Source organism: Clostridia bacterium, from assembly GCA_017405765.1.
Taxonomy (GTDB): domain Bacteria; phylum Bacillota; class Clostridia; order Oscillospirales; family RGIG577; genus RGIG577.
Genome location: JAFQZS010000009.1, coordinates 1 through 18970, shown reverse-complemented (window position 1 = coordinate 18970; position 18970 = coordinate 1). Strand labels below are relative to the sequence as shown.

Annotated in this window: 12 protein-coding genes and 1 pseudogene; 12 read left to right on the top strand and 1 reads right to left on the bottom strand. The window is 43.8% G+C overall.

Annotated elements, in window-relative coordinates; all coding sequences use genetic code 11:
- Positions 1 to 196: 196 nt before the first annotated feature.
- From IJG50_02240 to IJG50_02210, 7 genes and pseudogenes are all read left to right on the top strand, one after another.
- A pseudogene (locus IJG50_02240) lies at positions 197 to 3723 on the top strand (DEAD/DEAH box helicase family protein).
- The gene (locus IJG50_02235; protein ID MBQ3378666.1) at positions 3720 to 4685 is read left to right on the top strand and encodes an AAA family ATPase; all 966 of its coding nucleotides are present in this window, start codon (positions 3720 to 3722) and stop codon (positions 4683 to 4685) included. Before IJG50_02240 ends, IJG50_02235 begins: the two are co-directional and overlap by 4 nt.
- A complete protein-coding gene (locus IJG50_02230) occupies positions 4669 to 6009 on the top strand; it encodes a hypothetical protein (GenBank protein MBQ3378665.1) in 1341 nt (446 codons plus the stop codon). The genes IJG50_02235 and IJG50_02230 overlap by 17 nt, the downstream gene beginning before the upstream one ends.
- On the top strand, positions 5979 to 8135 hold the full coding sequence (locus tag IJG50_02225; protein MBQ3378664.1) for an AAA family ATPase: 2157 nt from the start codon (positions 5979 to 5981) through the stop codon (positions 8133 to 8135). The genes IJG50_02230 and IJG50_02225 overlap by 31 nt, the downstream gene beginning before the upstream one ends.
- Positions 8136 to 8204: 69 nt before the next feature.
- Entirely contained in the window at positions 8205 to 9509 is a 1305-nt protein-coding gene (locus IJG50_02220; GenBank protein ID MBQ3378663.1) for an AAA family ATPase, read from the top strand.
- Between the two features lie 9 nt (positions 9510 to 9518).
- Positions 9519 to 10247 (top strand): hypothetical protein, encoded by a 729-nt coding sequence (locus IJG50_02215; protein ID MBQ3378662.1) that lies wholly within the window; start codon positions 9519 to 9521, stop codon positions 10245 to 10247.
- On the top strand, positions 10244 to 10456 hold the full coding sequence (locus IJG50_02210; protein ID MBQ3378661.1) for a hypothetical protein: 213 nt from the start codon (positions 10244 to 10246) through the stop codon (positions 10454 to 10456). The genes IJG50_02215 and IJG50_02210 overlap by 4 nt, the downstream gene beginning before the upstream one ends.
- 9 nt (positions 10457 to 10465) lie before the next feature.
- Here the strand turns inward: IJG50_02210 and IJG50_02205 are convergent, their stop codons facing one another.
- Positions 10466 to 11962 carry a DUF2779 domain-containing protein gene (locus tag IJG50_02205; GenBank protein MBQ3378660.1) on the bottom strand — a complete coding sequence of 499 codons (1497 nt, stop codon included), beginning with the start codon at positions 11960 to 11962 and terminating at the stop codon, positions 10466 to 10468.
- A 323-nt stretch (positions 11963 to 12285) separates the two neighbouring features.
- Here IJG50_02205 and IJG50_02200 point away from each other — a divergent pair, with 323 nt between their 5' ends.
- From IJG50_02200 to IJG50_02180, 5 genes are all read left to right on the top strand, one after another.
- The gene (locus IJG50_02200) at positions 12286 to 14718 is read left to right on the top strand and encodes a PolC-type DNA polymerase III (GenBank protein ID MBQ3378659.1); all 2433 of its coding nucleotides are present in this window, start codon (positions 12286 to 12288) and stop codon (positions 14716 to 14718) included.
- A 69-nt stretch (positions 14719 to 14787) separates the two neighbouring features.
- The gene (locus IJG50_02195) at positions 14788 to 15915 is read left to right on the top strand and encodes an RtcB family protein (protein MBQ3378658.1); all 1128 of its coding nucleotides are present in this window, start codon (positions 14788 to 14790) and stop codon (positions 15913 to 15915) included.
- Between the two features lie 192 nt (positions 15916 to 16107).
- Positions 16108 to 16806, top strand: a complete 699-nt coding sequence (locus tag IJG50_02190; protein MBQ3378657.1) for a DUF3990 domain-containing protein — start codon at positions 16108 to 16110, stop codon at positions 16804 to 16806.
- Positions 16772 to 17419 (top strand): helix-turn-helix transcriptional regulator, encoded by a 648-nt coding sequence (locus tag IJG50_02185; protein ID MBQ3378656.1) that lies wholly within the window; start codon positions 16772 to 16774, stop codon positions 17417 to 17419. The genes IJG50_02190 and IJG50_02185 overlap by 35 nt, the downstream gene beginning before the upstream one ends.
- 50 nt (positions 17420 to 17469) lie before the next feature.
- Positions 17470 to 18603 carry an RES domain-containing protein gene (locus IJG50_02180; GenBank protein MBQ3378655.1) on the top strand — a complete coding sequence of 378 codons (1134 nt, stop codon included), beginning with the start codon at positions 17470 to 17472 and terminating at the stop codon, positions 18601 to 18603.
- Positions 18604 to 18970: the final 367 nt, after the last annotated feature.

The following is an 18970-nucleotide window of genomic DNA, read 5'->3' as shown; positions in this document are numbered from 1 at the left end:
TGTTGAAAAAGAACTCACTTCAATTTGTTATTTTGTTTAAACCTGACGTAATATCAGAACCGTCTCATACTAAAACTCCGACAACCCAAAAAAGGATCGTGATTTCACGGTCCTTTTTTAATGCTCAAAGGCAACCTCCCATATTTGGTACATGCCATAAGTTAAATTATTATCAGTACGGGCAGGGAGGCTATATATGAGTGACAATAAGTCGGATAACAAGTTTGAACAACTCAGTATATTTGATATTTTGAAAATGTCTAGTGCAGCTGGGGCTGATTTTTCGAGTGATGAACTCGAAGCCGCAATCGGAAAGCTTCAAGAATGGCAGTCTCGTGCCAAATGTCGAGAGAAGAAGGAAAAAGAAAAGCGTGAACGCGAGGAAGCTGAACGTAAAGCACGCGAAGAAAAAGAACTCAAAGAAGCCCATATACAGGAAGTAACCTGCATGGACCTTCCTTTGGACTGGAATAACGTGTTTAATTCGGATGTCCGTGCGCAAGGCGTACACACGGACAGTATTCCTGATGCTTTGATAATCAGTCTGACCACACTCGGAAAAGTAGATATTGAATACATTTCTTCGATTACAGGTTCAGACTATAAGACTGTTATCAGCACTCTCAAAGGGGCAATCTATCAAAATCCGGATACGTGGGGTGAGTATTTCTATAAGGGATGGGAAACTGCGGAAGAATACCTGTCCGGAAATCTTATGCGGAAGTGGAAATCCGCAAAAGAGGCAAATAAAGAGTATAACGGATATTTTTCCGACAATATAAAAGCAATTGAGAAGCTCCTTCCCCCTACAGTTGCAACGAAGGATATTTATATCACGCTCGGATCTCCTTGGGTTCCGGCTGATATTATTGATGATTTTATACTTCATTTGTTCGGAGATCCATTCAAGCACGGTTGGAGTTGTTACAATAAAGATGAAATAACAGGATCGTGGAAAACAATACATGATGAGATCACCGGAACTTGGGAAATACCGTGCAAATCAAGATACAATCACAGTGTCGGCGTCAGAAAAACATATGGAACCGACAAAATGGAAGCTCTTCATATCCTCGAAAAAACTCTTAACATGAAAAGCGTCGCTGTTACCGACGAAATAAGTTGCCCTACCAACAACTCCGGTAAAAAGCGAGTTATCAACAAAGCAGAGACGGTGGCGGCAATTGAAAAGCAACAGAAACTCATAAAAGAGTTTCAAAAATGGGTTTGGGAAGACGACGCAAGAAAAGAAAGACTTGAAATCATTTTTGAAAACAATTTCAGTTGTGTCCGAAGAAGACTATTTGATGGTTCATTCCTTGAGTTTCCGGGCATGTCGCCTGCTGTGCAGTTGTATCCTTATCAGAAAGACGCGGTCGCACGCATCATATTACACCTAACACCCTTCTGGCTCACGATGTGGGCGCCGGAAAGACTTATGTCATGATAGCGGCAGGACAGGAAATGCGCAGAATGGGGCTATCAAAGAAAAACCTGTATGTAGTACCCAACAATATCGTCGGTCAGTGGCGGAATACTTTTACGCTGATGTACCCGAATGCAAAACTGCTCTGTGTTGATCCTAAAACTTTTACACCGCAAAAGCGTGAAAACGTACTTAAACAAATAAGAGATCTTGATTATGACGGTATAATCATGGCTTACAGTTGCTTTGAAAAGATACCTCTCTCAAAGGACTATTATCATGAAGAGTTAGAAGCAAAAAAAGAGAACGTGGCAAATGTGTTAAACCAAAAAGGCAAAGCTACGTCAAAGCTGAAGAAAAAGCAAGAAGCTATCAATAAAGCGCTTTCGGAAATTGCTATTGCCATTGATGATATGTACGACGCCGTCTATTTTGACGAACTTGGAATTACACGACTGTTCATTGACGAAGCGCACAATTTCAAAAATGTTCCGCTTGAAACGAAAGCGAATAATGTTCTCGGCATAAACAGCACCGGTTCTAAACGATGCCGGGATATGATGGACAAAGTTCATATGGTGCAGAAAAAGAATGATGGCAAGGGCGTTGTGCTTGCCACCGGAACACCTATTAGCAACTCCATCACCGACGCATATATCATGCAGCAGTATCTTCAGAGCGGTGAGCTTGGAATGCTTGATTTGCAAAGCTTTGACAGCTGGATCGGAATGTTCGCTGAGAGAGTTACAGAATTTGAAATTGACGTGGACACAAGTACTTATCGTCTTGCAACACGATTTGTAAAGTTTCATAACCTTCCCGAACTTGCATCTCTGCTTTCATCAATTGCCGATTTTCATCAGGTTGATGAATCAGCAGGTATTCCTGCATTTGACGGATACAACGATGCACTTGTCTCGAAGACTCCGGCATTTGCTGCTTATCTGGCAGATATATCTACAAGGGCGGATGACGTAAGGCGAGGGCGAGTGAGCAGGAAAGAAGACAATATGCTGAAGATCACTACCGACGGCAGAAAGGCGGCATTGGACTTAAGACTTGTCGATTCTTCGGCGACGTTTACCTATCTGTCAAAGGTCGCTCGTTGCTCCGAAAACGTAGCGGACATATATTTCAAGACCTATGCAAATAAGAGCGCTCAAATCATTTTCTGCGATACTTCAACACCAAAGACCGGATTTAATATCTATTCTGAGTTGAGAGACAGGCTTGTTCTGCTTGGCGTACCGGCTGACAAGATTGCCTTTGTCCACGATGCAGAAACCGAAGTAAAAAGATCTCTGCTTTTTGCAAAGGTCAGAAGCGGCGATATCAGAGTCTTGATCGGTTCAACGTTCAAACTGGGGCTCGGCGTCAACATTCAGGAGCGCCTTATTGCGCTGCATCACATTGATGTTCCGTGGAGACCGGCAGATATGACGCAGCGTGAAGGAAGGATCCTTCGTCAGGGAAATACATGCGGAAAGGTTTATATCTACCGTTATATCACGGTAGGAAGCTTTGACGCATATTCATGGCAGCTTCTTGAAACGAAGCAGCGCTTTATTTCCGGATTGCTTTCCGGATCGCTTACCGAGCGAAGCGGTGCTGAAATTGAAGATACAGTCCTTGATTATGCAGAAGTAAAGGCGCTTGCCGTAGGTGATCCGCTTGTAAAACAACGTGTTGAAGCCGCTAACGAATTGACCCGATACTTGACTCTTCAACGCAAACTTGTCGAGTCGAGGATCCGGCTTGAAAAAGAGTTGCTTGGGATCCCCGGTCAAATAGAAAACCAAATCAAGCTTATAGAAAACTGCGGTTTGGATATTGCATATTACGCGGAATGGAAGAAGTTCAATCCTCCTGTTGAAGACAACAAGTTGAAAAAAGAGGAGGCGGAAAAACGAAAGCTTCTTCGTGAGTTTATCGGTACTGCGATTAAGGATAACATGCTGGAGACAAAAGAAAAAACACTTATGTCATATTGGGGATTTGATATTGTCCTTCCCGCAAACATGACAAGTGAAAAGCCATATGTTTGGCTTAAAAGGAGCGGAAAATACTACGTTGAACTCGGAGATACGGATATAGGTAATCTGATACGTATTGACAATTATCTGGATTCTCTCGAAGAGCACCTGATCAAACTGAAGATGAATCTTGAAAAGTTGAAAGAAAAAGAACGCGATATACGGTTTGAGTTGGCTAAAGACGAGAGCTACGCAGACAAGATTGAAACCTATAAGAAAAAAGTTGAAGAACTTGATAAGAAGTTGGGAGTGAACAAAAAATGAGCGACGTTAAACTAACGAATATACCCTCAATGACAGTTGGAAAAATGGTCAATAAACTAAGTCACGCCTACAGCACCGTCATCAACAACGGATTACCCATCAAAACCATGCCCTCCGTTATGCTTTGGGGCCCTCCGGGCGTAGGTAAATCTCAGGCTGTCAGACAGATAGCCAAAGAGATTAAAAACGCCACAAAGAAAGACGTTCACGTAACCGACGTAAGACTTCTTCTGTTTAACCCGATAGATCTTAGAGGTATCCCCACTTCAAATGCGGATAAAACACTTGCAGTTTGGCTGAAACCGCAGATCTTTCAGATGGATCCATCGGACAATTTGGTAAATATCTTGTTCCTTGATGAAATCTCTGCTGCGCCTCAGTCTGTTCAAGCCGCCGCATATCAGATAACGCTGGATCGAATTGTCGGAGAACATAAGCTCCCGGACAATTGCATCGTTATCGCAGCCGGTAACCGTACAACAGACAAATCGGTTGCATTCAAAATGCCGAAAGCTCTGGCAAACCGTCTTATGCATATTGAAGTTGAAGGAAGCTTCAAATCGTGGAAAGAGTGGGCAATTACTTCCAGTATCAATGATAAAGTGATCGGATTTCTATCATTCAGGCAGAATTATCTTATGGGATTTGATCCAGGCAGTGATGATTTGCCGTCAATTGAAGATATATTCGACGGGAAAATGCCAAAGATGCCTCAAAATACAGACGCTATGTACGCCCTGACCGCTTCAATGACTTGTTATGCGCGTGCTCATAAAGATAATATTGGGCGGATCGCCAATTCAATTCGTTACGCAGACAAAATGCCCCCGGATTTCAGCGCGGTTCTGCTTAAAGACTATATGTACATCGAAAAAGACTTCAAGCAGACATTGATGACTATTCCGGAGTTCAGTAAATGGCTGCAGACAAAAGGGAGTTTGATGAATGGTTCTGTCAGATGAAAAGAAAAAAGAATATATGAAGCGACTCCTGATGTCGCGCATGCGCCTGCTCATAAACAATGGCTTCTACGGCTTGCTGTTAATGCACATGATTTATTCGATTGATGAAAACTGTGAAACAGCCGCCACAGACGGACGCCGGATATTCTTCGGACCGAAGTTTCTGGACGAACTCAGTGATTCGGAACTTGATTTCATTATGATGCATGAGATACTTCACGTCGTTTTGCAACACTGTATGCGTCAAGGAAATCGTGATAACGAACAATTTAACATTGCCTGTGATATCGTTGTCAACTCAAATATTCTGTTGTCAAATAATATGAATCGAAAGGCGATCACTCTGAAAAAATATGGGGAATCCATGCACGTAGCTCCAGATGGGAAAGAAGGATATGAGTACACTGCAGAACAGATCTACGGAATGCTTCCGCCGCCTCCCAAAAACAGGAAACCAAAACCTGCTTTGATTGGAACCTTGGGCGAGTCGGGAGGCTATGCCGAAGAAGGAGATGAAGAAGGAGACGCAAAAGGAGCCGAAGAAGGAGACGCACCCCCCAGTGCTTTGGGGCGAGCAAAACAAAAACAAGACAAGAAAACAGATGCTCCGGCAGTTTGGGATGATCACACTCGTTGGGGAATGGAGAAAGAAGACGATACCCTCAGAGACGTTTGGGTCAAACGTTTTGAAGATGCTTGTGAAGCGATATCTATTCGCGATCCGTCTAATCAAAGAGGCCTTCTCCCGTTGTTCGCGGAACGATTATTCAAAGAATTACGCAAACCTCAAACAGATTGGCGTATGATATTGAACGATTTTGTTCAGGAAGAAATTGTGGACTACTCTTTTACTCCGCCCGACAGACGTTTCGACGAGAGCCCATTTTTCTTGCCCGACTTTAATGACAAAGACGATCTGGTTGAAGATATTCTGTTTATGATTGATACATCCGGAAGTATGTCTGACGATATGATTACTGCTGCGTATTCAGAAGTTAAAGGAGCTATCGATCAGTTTGACGGTAAACTGAAAGGGTGGCTTGGGTTCTTTGATGCGGCAATTATTGAACCAAAACCTTTTACATCACTTGAAGAGTTTAAAATCATAAAGCCTGCAGGCGGCGGAGGAACGGACTTTCAAATAATTTTTGAGTACGTCCACAAACATATGCAGGATAAGCTCCCGGCAAGTATCATAATTCTGACAGACGGTTTTGCGCCGTTTCCGAAGGAAAAACTGTCTATGGGGATCCCAGTGTTGTGGCTGTTAAACAATGAAGAAGTCAATCCGCCTTGGGGAAAAATAGCAAGAATCACCGTCTGACAAATTGCTTTTTCTTAAAATCATTACCTCCCGATTTTGGTGCATTACTTACGGTATCATTATACCGTAAGATGAAATACACGATGAGACAGGGAGGTAATAATATGTTGTTTTATAAAGCCACCGCAATGCTTGGCGATGAAAAATGGGTGGAAGGAAACAATGATCGAAGAGTAAAAGAAGAACGAACAAGACAAATTGCGGGAAAAAGCGAAGATTACAATGAGCGATACAAAAAAGGGACATACTGCTTTATTTCCAATCTCGGTCTCAATGAGATCACATGTGGGATCATTTCCCCTTCGTCGATCGATGCCAAAAAGTTGGCGCGTTCTTATTTCAAATATCTCGGTATTATCGCCAAGGACCTGGATGTATATGAGATCACCTTTTCTTCCATGAAGAATCTTCTCAGTAGCGCAGACCGCTGCAATTATATCGAGGACGATGATGATGTTCTTGAGCGTTTTGATCTTGATAAGATCAGCGGATATAATTATGGAATCGAATATGGTGAAAACCTGCTCGGCGAGGTAACGGATAGATCCTCGTTGTATGAATCTTCAAGAAAGCTCCTTGCGGAAGAAACATTGCGCCCGGAGCTTGACAGGATCTACTCCAAAAAGACAAATACTAAAGCTTTTGGTCATCCTGTGCATTATATGATTGAAACCGACGACCGGGATACTCGCAAAGAGTTATCGCACACACTTCTTCAGGCACTGTATGACAATGATCGTATCAAGAGTCGCCGTTATTGCTTCATTGATTTTTTTCCGGGGCGGAATTTTTCGCACATCGTATATGATGCTCTGTATAAGAGCTGTATTGGAGGTGCGATCCTGGTTCGTTATATGGCAAAAGATGATTCCGATGACGACGATTACGCAAACAGCGAGATGGAAACAATCTTGGCTCTTTGCGAAACAATGATGAAATACCGCAATCAGGTGTTGACAATATTCTGCTTGCCGCGCACCTGCGAAAAGGTAAAAAAACTATTCTGTGAAAACCTCGGTTCCATTGGAATCGTGGAGATCAAAGAGGATCTTGCCGACATTGAAAAATCAACAGAATATTTGAAAATGCTTTGCGGGGATAACCACATAAGACCTGACAAGAAGCTGTATAAAGATTTGGAACCCGAAAAACAGTATTTGCCTGATGAACTTCGCGCCATGTTCAACGAATGGTACAACGATAAAATGAAGACGTCCGTTTTCCCGCAGTATAAAGATATTCAGGTTTGCCGTAAAGAAACGATAAAGGAAGTCGCTCGCGGTACAGCGTATGACGACCTTAACGAGATGATCGGCCTTGCAGACGCAAAAGCCGTCATAGGCAAAGCGTTGAATTATTACAAGCTTCAACGGATATATAAGGATAAAGGCGTCAAGCAGGATCGTCCGTCAATGCATATGGTGTTCACCGGGAATCCCGGGACTGCCAAAACGACTGTCGCGCGGCTTTTTGCCCGTATCATGAAGGAAAACGGATTGCTTTCCAAAGGTCAGCTCGTTGAGGTGGGCAGAAGCGATCTCGTCGGAAAATACGTCGGCTGGACGGCACAGATCGTAAAAGACAAATTCAAAGCGGCGATGGGCGGCGTACTGTTTATTGACGAGGCGTATTCGCTTGTGGATGGCCGCGCCGGATTGTTCGGTGATGAAGCGATCAATACCATCGTTCAGGAAATGGAAAACCGCAGGGAGGATCTTGTTGTGATCTTTGCAGGTTATCCCGATGAAATGGAGTCGTTTCTGAATAAGAATCCCGGTTTGCGTTCACGCATTGCCTTCCATGTGCCCTTCGCGGATTACACTACAGAAGAACTGTGCGAGATAGCAAAGATGATAGGAAGATCAAAAGGAATTACTTTAACAGACAAGGCGATTGAAAAGTTGTCGGTCGTGTTTGAAAGCGCAAGAACAAGGACGGATTTCGGCAACGGAAGATTCGTCAGAAATCTGCTTGAAATATCTAAAATGAATCAGGCAAACCGAATTCTCGCAATGGATCCGGATCTCGTAGACGCAAAAACGCTTATGTCCCTTAAAGATGAAGATATAGAGATCCCGGCTGTAAAAAGCGAGTTAAAGAAACGTACTATAGGATTTGCTTCTTAAGCACCAAATCAGGTGCGCTACAAACGATAATATATCTACGAAATAAGAATGATAAGAGAGGTTTTGAAAGTGAAAGAGTTTGAAAAGATCATCGGCTACGAAGCGATCAAACGGGAACTTATACAGATAAGCGACGTTCTTGCAAATAACGAAGTGTATAAAAAGCTGGGCGTAACTTCTCCGCGCGGACTTCTGCTTCACGGAGATCCCGGAGTCGGAAAAACGCTGATGTCAAGCGCTGTGATCGCCGAAAGCGGACGTAAGGCTTTCATCTGCCGTAAAGATAAGCCCAACGGTGATTTCATCAAGGCAATTAAAAAGACGTTTACGGATGCAAAAGCCGCAGCGCCTTCCATTGTGTTTCTTGACGATATGGATAAGTTCACAAACGGAGACGATCGTCACCCCGATGCGGAAGAATACGTTACCGTTCAGTCGTGTATTGACGATATCAAGGGAAAGGAAGTATTTGTCCTCGCTACTGCAAACAGTCTTCGCGCTCTGCCGCGTTCGCTTCTTCGCGCCGGACGGTTTGATCGTGTGATCGAAGTTAATAATCCTCGCGGTGAAGATGCGGTGAAGATCATCAACCATTACATAAAAAATAAGAAATTTGTCGGCGACATTGACGCCGCCGTAGTTGCAAAAATCATGGACGACCGTTCCTGTGCAGAACTGGAGACTGTCATCAATGAAGCCGGGCTTTACGCAGGCTTTGAACGCTCAGATGCAATAACGATGGAGCATTTTATGAAAGCGTGCCTGCATACTGTTTATGATGTGCCTAATGAAGTGATGAACGTTGCCGCACCTAAAACAGATCTTTCAAATGGAAAAGATAAAAGAGCGCGTATCGTGTATCATGAAGCGGGCCATGCAACCGTTGCAGAAGTATTGGATCCCGGTACCGTGACGCTTATCTCGGCTTACAGCAGCGAAGGGCAGTCCAGCGGATTTACTTCATACTATCGAAGCAATGCAAGGCATTCTACAGAAACCAGATATGCACATATTTGCGGATCGCTTGGAGGCATAGCGGCATTGGAGCAGAAATACGGGATCGTTGACGTCGGGTCTTCGAACGATCTTGATCATGCATTCGGTTCTGTTTGGGATCTTGTTACAGAGAACTGTGTATGCGGCTTCAGTTTACACAGCAACGGTTTCGACGATTCTTCGGAACTCAGATCGAAACAGGAACAGGCGGTATCGTCCGAATTGGAACGATGGTACAGAAAAACAAAAGAGATCCTGTCTGTCAACCATGATTTGTTTGAATCCATTGCGTCCGAACTGTCTGAAAAAGGGATCCTCACCGCGGCAGATATCGGCCGCATCAAGCACAGCTGCCGGGTCATCCCAGTCGTAATCTGATCCGGGACCATGTATATCAAACGGCTCACGATCGATAATTTCGGATCGATCACGCATTTTGATATGCAGCTTCCTAAAACAGTTGCGCTGATCGAAACATGTGACTCACACGCGTTAGCTTCAGCTGTTAGGATCCTTTTGCTGTACGCCTCAACAGATGACATTGACCCGCCGGTCGCGGCGGGTCAATGTACAAAACTGTATGCCGAAGTGATCGTTGATAATTTGAAATATCAGGTCAAATCGAACGTCGTTTCGACAAAGATATCAGCAGTTCGAGTCAATAAAGACGGGACAGTAGAAGAAGCGGCTTACGACTACTCTTCAGTTATGAGACGCTGCGAGGAGGAAAATAAGATATCCTTTTTTGATGGATCAAAAAGCGGGGCGAATTACGGTTTGGAGCGGTATGAAGCAAAAGAGGAATGCAACCGCACAAGTGAGCTTGCTCGTGCTACCGATGGAATGGGAGCTACAAGCTCGTTTAAAAGGTGCCTAAAGGATCATTTGAATCGAAGATCCGCCGCAGCAGCAGACGAGGATAACTGTGCAATACGTTTTATCGATACGGTTTGCTTTTGGGATGATTTCGGGAAAATGCGTGATCTGCATTATGAGGGGAAGCCGTTGTTAGTGAAAGATCCGTCGCCGGATAATGTCAACTTGATCAAAAAATACTATCATAAAATCGATCGGCAAAAGTTGTTGATCATGCATCAAATAAGGATTGCTAAATGAAAACTATGATTTATGAATTTGAATCCGTATTGCAGGAAAACGGCGGCGTTTCATGTAAAGGGATCAACGCCGCCGTTAATAGCCTCGTTGAAAAATATAAGGAGGAAAATGCTCTTCTTCTCTGTCCTTACATATCGCGAAGGATCGGGATCGCGGAATGGATCGTTAGGTGGGATATGCGGCAAAGATATGCAAAATCAAAGCAGTAATGACTTTTATTATTCTGCTGCCCGTCTCAATTCCTTCCACACCTTGACCATTGCATAGGTGTCGAGTTCACAGTATTTGAGCAGATTTCGGCGCGTTATTTTTTGCTCTTTGGCCGTCATTTCTTCCATCGCCGGGAAAGCGTTCATCGCTTCACCGCCGTTATGAATGCCTTCAAGGTTATGATAATCAAGCGACGGATCATCGGGAAAAATCGCCGGAAGCACACTCTTGATCGAAAAACTTCCGCCCATTGCACGGTTATAATACCAGCCGGACCGGAACGGAACAAGCAGATCGACTATATGATCACATATATTCAGCAAGTGCTCGGAAAGATCCGGGAAGATCTCGGCAAGTTCTTTGATGCGTGTGCATTCAAAAGTTTTGTTATACGCCGTGATACATACGTTCATCGGGATATCTTCGCATAGCCTTTCTGCAAGAGCTCGCCTTGGATCGGTCCCAGGCTCGGCGAGGAACTCTTTGTGCAGAAGCTCGCCGCCGTCATGTTCAATGTAATGCAGAGAATACTGAAAAGGAATTTGAGCATACGGCTTCGTTCCTATATATTTGGGAATGACCGGCTGCATCGTCTCAAAATCGAGAAAGTACAGGGGATATGACAGACCGTTCAAGAAGCGTTTGATGTTTTGCTTGTCTATATGAGTTTCCCTTTTATGAAGCGCAAAATCAATTTGCCTCATTTGCTTGTCATTACTGATCCGTCCGGAGCGTTCCAGCGATTCAAAGGAAATGAGCCCTGCTTTGTAGCAGGCAAGTTTTTTTGCAAAGAATAAGTTATACAGATCGAAAACAGACGGTTTAGGCAAATCGCGTGTGCAATATCCCCAGAAATTGCACATGTAAGGCGACTTACAGCGAACAGACAAATCGAGAGCAGGCTCTTCGGCACTTTCCAACATTACCTGAGCGGTTTTGATATTCGCTTCTATCTGAGCCCATTCGCTCTTAATATTATCAGATATGTCAGTTATACGAAACAACTCGTCAAGCCTAAGTTCTCCGTCAAAAACATACGCTCCGTTCAAATATACTAAATATGTTCCGGTCACCTTTACGCCGCAGTGCTCCAACACATATTTTTGATAAGATACGTCGGCGTAATAGACTTCTTTGTCATCATGAGTAGAGCTTTTTACTTCATAGATAGCCCAGCCGCCGTTTTCCCGCCGTAATATATCAACGGCGCAGTATAATCCCTCATAAGCAAACGATGCTTCGCATATTACAGGCGTTTCTTTCAACATTTCAATGCGTGTGTTATCGATCATCTTGGAAAGATCGATCTTTTCTCCCTCATATGATGTGACATCAACATAATCACCGAAAATCCCCATAGCAAGATCGCCGACTTCGTTGCCTGCCGCAAGACGTGCCGTAACGTCACTTTCTATGTGCATTTCTTCCGGCTTATACTTTTGGAGCCATGCGATCTTCGGGCATTGCCAAAGACCGCAATATTTGGATTTGGAAAAATTAAGCATAATAACCTCCACTGCGGCGCTGCTTTCATTTTAACATGACAATATGAGCTTTATCAATATTAAAGCTTATATCAGGAACCAAAAATGGTGCATTTTATATGGTATTATATATTTAGCCGCAAATCAGGAGCATAAAAGCGATGGAATACGTGATGCCGGATCATAAAAAGCTGCGAAAATAAGGTATGTTTGTATTTATCGGATCTTCTATTGGGAAATGTTATAAAAAAGCAGCTAAACCATAATTGCCGGGATCGTCATGGTAATACCGGGACCGTTTTTATGAATTTTGGAACAAGAAAATGATATGGGAGGAAACCTCAATGAAATATAGTCTTTACAAAGCCCGAACTGAACGAAAAGATAATGCTGACACAAAAAGAGTCGAGCTGCATCTGCACACCAAAATGTCAGCCATGGATGGAGTATCCTCTCCCGAAGCGTTGATCTGTCGTGCAGTTGAGTTTGGACATAAAGCGGTCGCCATCACAGATAATTATGTGGTACAGGCGTTTCCCGAGGCATTTCGAATTGCCGAACAGCTTGCGAATAAGGGAACGCCAATCAAAGTGATTTACGGCATGGAAGCGATTATACGTGACGCCGAAACGGGTTTTCAGTCTTGCGCAGTTCTTTTGGCTAAGAGTCAAAAAGGACTGAAGAATCTGTATAAACTGGTGTCGTGGTCGCATATTAAAAACCTTTACAAGAACACGCCCTGCGTTACAAAGGAAAAATTGAACGAATTGCGTGACGGTTTGTTTATCGGGTGTTGCACGTCTGGAGAACTGTTTCGAGCCGTGATTGATGAGAAACCGCGGGAAGAACTTCGCAGAATTGCAGAATACTACGACTATTTAGAGATACAACCGATCGATACATACCGTTCTGTGTTTGAAAACGACAGAACGATAACGCAAGAGCAACTTATGGAATACAACCGAGTTGCAGTTGGCTTGGGAGAGGAATTAAACATTCCTGTTTGCGCCGCTGGAAACGTGTACTTCTGCGACCCCGAAGACGAAGTCTATCGCCGCATTCTTATGCATGGACGCGGTGCGAAGAACGCCGATGATCAGGCACCGTTGTATTTGAGGACAACTGATGAGATGCTTGACGAGTTTTCTTATCTGGGGGAGAAAAAAGCACACGAAGTAGTCGTGATCAATCCGAGCCGCATCGCCGATAGTATAGAAGTTTTACAGCCGATTCCAAATAGTATGTTTCTCCCTCATATTGACGGTTCGGATGATGAACTGCAAGCGTGCGTTCGTTCTCGTGCAAAAAGGATCTACGGAGATCCGTTACCTGGTGTTGTGAGCGACCGTCTTGGATATGAGCTTAAAACAATCATTGAAAACGGATTCTCGGTTATCTATGTTATTGCCAAACGCCTGGTTGAAGATTCCGAAGCGCACGGCTGGCATGTCGGATTTCGCGGTTCTGTCGGCTCTTCACTTGTCGCTTTTCTTGCCGGGATAACCGAGGTCAATCCTCTGGCGCCGCATTACGTTTGTCCTTCCTGTAAGCATACTGAGTTTTTTGCAGACGGTACAATAGGATCGGGCTTTGATCTGTCTGATAAAGCCTGCCCGATTTGCTCTTCAAAAATGAACGGCGACGGGCATAACGTTCCTTTTGAAACTTTTGCAGGATTAAATGGAGATAAGGTCCCGGATATCGATTTGAATTTTGCGGGAGAATATCAATCGTTTGCGCAAAACTGTCTGCGCACTATGTTTGGAAGAGACCACGTCTTTTTTGCGGGTACGATTTCTACTATGTCAGAAAAAACCGCTACACAATATGTCGATCTCTATATAAAAGACCACAACTTAACAATAAATGAAGAAGAAGTCGCTTTGTTGGCACAAGGTCTGATCGGTATAAAACGCAACACCGGACGCCACCCGGGAGCACTAATAATAATCCCGGACGGGTTCGACGCCGAGGATTTTACCCCGCTTCAGTATCCCGCCAGCGATAGTGAACATGAAAAAGTTTCCACACATTTTCATGCTTATGGGCTTTTTGACAGCTGTCTTACGATGGATATATTAGGGCATTCCGTTTTTGATATGATCCATCATTTAGAGGAGACCACCGGTGTAAAAGTCAGCGATATTCCAATGAACGATCCGATCGTCTACAGCCTGTATACTTCTTTTGATGCGCTTGGTGCAACATCTGCAGAATTCGAATGCAACACGGGAACGCTGTCTCTTCCGGAAACGGATGATCCGTTTGTTCGACAGATGTTAAAATTATGCGAACCAAGAAACTTTTCCGATCTTACCAAAATTTCCGGTCTCTCTCACGGAACGGGCGTATGGCTTGACAATGCGCAGGAATTGATAAGCAACGGAATCTGCTCGCTATCGGACGTCGCCGCCGTACGGGACGACATTATGAATTATCTGATGAAGAAAGGACTTGATAAAGAAACTTCGTTCAAAATAATGGAGGCTACCCGCAAGGGCAGAGCAAATCAAATCTTAACAGAGGAGATTATAAACGATATGCTCGAGCATGGAGTGCACGAATGGTATATCGAGAGTTTGAGAATGATCCGATATATGTTTCCGAAAGCTCACGCAGCTGCATATATGATCAACGACATACGACTCGCTTGGTACAAGCTTCATTACCCGAAAGAATACTATAAAACGTACCTTTCGATATACGGAAATGATCGGGATGATGAAAAAACTGTCACAATTATAAATGAAGCGATAAGTAGGGACGCAGATATTTGATTTTACACGATAACCGAGAGCGTAAAACTATATAAACTGAGCCAATGTTTCAGATCACGGAGGAATACTATGTTTGAAATACAGGGAGCGTATGCAACTGCAAAAGTATTTACAGAAGAAATTGAATCCTCAGCGGAAGGTCAGATAAAGGCCATGTGCGATCAGCCGTTCGTCAAAGGCGCAAAGATACGGGTCATGCCAGATGTTCATGCCGGGGCAGGGTGCACCATCGGCACGACGATGACTGTAGGAGAATACGTAGTGCCGAATATCGTCGGCGTTGATATTGGCTGCGGGATGGATGTTGTAAAGCTGGAAGAAAAGCGCATCGATCTTCCAAAACTTGATTCATTTATCCGGCAAAACATTCCTCACGGCAGAGACGTTCGGGCAAGGCCGCATCGAGGACACGGGCGGATAGATCTTGAAGAATTGTTGTGTCTTCCGAAACTGGACAAACGTCGCATAAAAGAAAGTCTAGGCACGCTTGGAGGAGGCAATCATTTCATTGAAATTGACCGTGACACGGAAGAAAACTTGTATCTTGTGATCCACACCGGCAGCCGGAATCCCGGACTCCAAGTTGCCCAACACTATCAGAAAAGGGCGTACTGTTCACTCGGCGGAAAAAGTCAGACGGAAGTACCTTATGAATTAGCATACCTTGCGGATAAGGAGCGGGATGATTATCTGCACGATATGGAATTTATGCAGCGTTTCGCCGCTTTGAACAGACGGATCATCCGCGAAGAGATCATTGACAAAATGAAGCTGCATGAAGAGGATTTCTTTACGACAGTACACAATTATATCGATATGGACAATATGATCTTGCGTAAGGGGGCCGTATCTGCAAAGGCGGGCGAAAGGCTCCTGATCCCGCTCAATATGCGCGACGGGTCGCTTATCTGCACCGGGCTTGGAAATGACGAATGGAATCAAAGCGCGCCGCACGGAGCAGGTCGCCTTTTCAGCAGAAAAGAAGCCGAGGAACGTTTCACCGTGTCTGCCTTCAAAAAGGAGATGGAAGGTATATTCACAACATCTGTTGATTCCGACACTCTGGACGAATGCCCTATGGCGTATAAGGATCCTGACAGTATTATCAACGCGATCGGTGAAACTGTGAAAATTGAAAAGCAAATCAAACCGATTTATAATTTCAAATCAAGCGATCAGTTCAGAAAGAAACGATGAAAACAAGCAGATTTGCTCCTTATCCGAAACCGTCTGAAAAAAGGCGAGGGAACGACATCGAAATGTTGTAGCCTCAAAGCCTGCGCCATAGCAGCGAAGAAAAACAATTACGTTTTTCCGGCGGCAGTTGACAAACTATCATTGGAATGATATAATTCAGACGTATCATCCCAATGATAGGAGTGGTCTGCTTTGGAGAAGATCATGTTGTTTCATGGAAGTAATCAAATCGTTGAAACTCCGGAACTGTCACAGGGGAATACTCATAATGACTACGGGCTGGGTTTCTATTGCACCCGGATCGAGGATATGGCAAAGGAATGGGCATGTAAGAATCAAAAGGACGGTTTTGTAAATCGTTATGAGTTAGATATGGATGGGCTCCGTGTCTTGAATCTGTCCGACGGTAACCATACTGTTCTGAACTGGATCGCCATTCTGCTGAAAAACAGAACCTTCCGCCTTCGCTCTCCGATTGCCATTGACGCCAGAGAGTATTTGATCGAGCATTTCGCAATCGACACCGCGGCTTACGACGTCATCGTAGGTTACCGTGCAAACGATTCCTATTTCCAGTATGCAGAATCCTTCGTGGAAAACACCTTGCCGCTGCGCAGCCTGAACCGTGCCTTGACGCTGGGCAAACTGAGTCTGCAAACCGTTATTGTGTCTGAAAAGGCATTCGGGCAGATCCATTTCATTGACGCAGAGCCGGTAGCTAAAACAGTTTATTACCCAAAGTTCTTTGAACGGGACGCGAATGCAAGACAGACATATGTAACCGAGATCGCTAAAAGCAGATCCTATCGGAACGACATATTTGTGCTGGATATTTTGAGAGAGGAGATGGCAAATGATGACCCGCGCATACAGAGAATCTTATTTGAGTGACGCCAAGGATCGTCTGTCTCAGTTCTTCGATTATCTGATCAACGACTGTGGCTTGAAAGCGGATTGGGTCGCATCCATCTTTCTCTCCTCCGGGTATGCTGAACAGTTCGAGCGGGGTAACCCAGCAATCCTTGCAGGAATGTCCGGCATTGAACTTGCGAGGGTAGTCGTGGAGGCAACCTACAAAAAGAAAAAGCTGCCGGAGCCGAAATATGCCGAAGGGCTTTCTCCTGAGTATTGGTCAGGCTGGGCGCTGGCGGAGTATCAGTGGCACAGTGGGAAGCGCTTCAAGGATATCTTTGAGCATGTGAAACTGTCCGATATTATCTCTATGTACTCGGTGTATCACGAGATGGACATCTCCAAGTTCATCGAGACGATGGATGAGAAGTGTGCGATGGCATTGCCGGAATGCAGATTGAAAAAGCTGCGGGAAAGTCGAGGACTGTCACAGTCAGAGCTTGCGAAGATATCCGGCGTCAGCCTCCGATCTATCCAAATGTACGAGCAGCGCGTAAACGACATCGATAAAGCCCAAGCGCAGACGATATATAAGCTCTCGCGTGTGGTCGGCTGTACGGTGGAGGATCTCTTGGAAAAGCCGATGGACTGAAAAAGAGCAATAAATGCAAAGAACATATTTTAGGAAAAGGGATGTAGGTAATGAGCCTTTTTTGGCTAAACAACGGTTTTATCTGCAAAGAATTATATGGCCCATTTGTAATTGCAAAAGATATTGAGTACAAAGAAGAGTTATCTAAAAAGTATTCTATTGTATTGAACCAGGCCATTAAAGCCGGAGCAGATGAAGAAAGCATTAGAATAATAAAAAAATACAAAGATAAAATAATTGAAGCGATTAATTGCTATTACAGAGCAGACATAGCAAAATGCAATATTATTATAAAAAACTTGATAAAAGATGTAGGTGAAAATCCATTCGCGGTCAGTAAGCTTAACCAAAGTTTTGCATTTTACGGACCTCATAATAAAGAACTTCAACTATTTAGATGTAGATTGGGGAATCCGTCCCAAACATATTCTGCAAAAGAAATGCTATTCCTTCCGGAAGAGATGCGCGCAAAGACTGGAAATTACAGGTTCAGCATCCCAGGTAATCCAAGTTTTTATTTGGCAAATTCATCTTATGGATGTTGGATCGAAACTGGATTTCCGGCAGAAACAAGTTTCAATGTGTCTCCCGTTGTTCTTGAAGGCCAACAGAAAATACTTAATTTAGCTGTTATGATACGAGATTTTACGAGGCTCAATGAATTTGAAGAAAATAGGGTTCATTGTTGGCTAAAGCTAATCATGCTGTCAATTGCAACTTCTTACAGAGTAACAGAAGCAGAAAGAACATTTAAATCTGAATATGTTATTTCTCAATCAATTATGATGGCATGCAAAAAATTGGGATATGACGGCGTCGCTTATTATTCAAAAAGAGTCCATGATGAAGCGTTTGCACTTTGTGCCATCAATCTTGCGTTATTTGTAGATTACGCGAACAAAAAGCCATCCATTTTAAATCATATTAAAATGGATGATGCATTTAACTTTGCGGTTTATAAACGCTTAAATCCATCTTTGAAATATAAAGATTATGAATTAAGATCTGTAAATACAGGACTTATAACGAATATCGGGAATTATGCACGACAATATCCTTACAGAGAAACGGATTTTTATGAATTTGATAAGTTCCTATTTGTGACATGGAGTGATAGAAACGATTCAAGAAAAAAAGAGCAACTTGCTTTCGGACAGTTTGAACAATATACTGCAAAATGCTGATACGCAGAAAACATAGACCTAGCGAAAGGGGCTGTAGCGAAATAAAAAATCGCTACAGCCCCTCAAAATATGTAAGGTAGTTTGAGAAGAACGTGTATTCTGTTGAAAACGCAGTAAAAATATCAAAGCACAACAGACACGACCGAAAAAGCGGCGTGCCGTCAAGGAAAGTATTCGGTTGCTCTCGCGGTTAAGCTCGGACTTTTTTGAATAACTGCGTACCGGTAGGGTCTGTCCCAAAATTTGTGTAAAGTCCGAAGCATGGTGTAAAACAGAGCAAAAATAATATATTGCGGGAGGGCGGATTATTCCGGCCTCCCTTTCTTGCAGTATAAGCGGGAACGGAATGCATGTCAAGGGCGGCGGC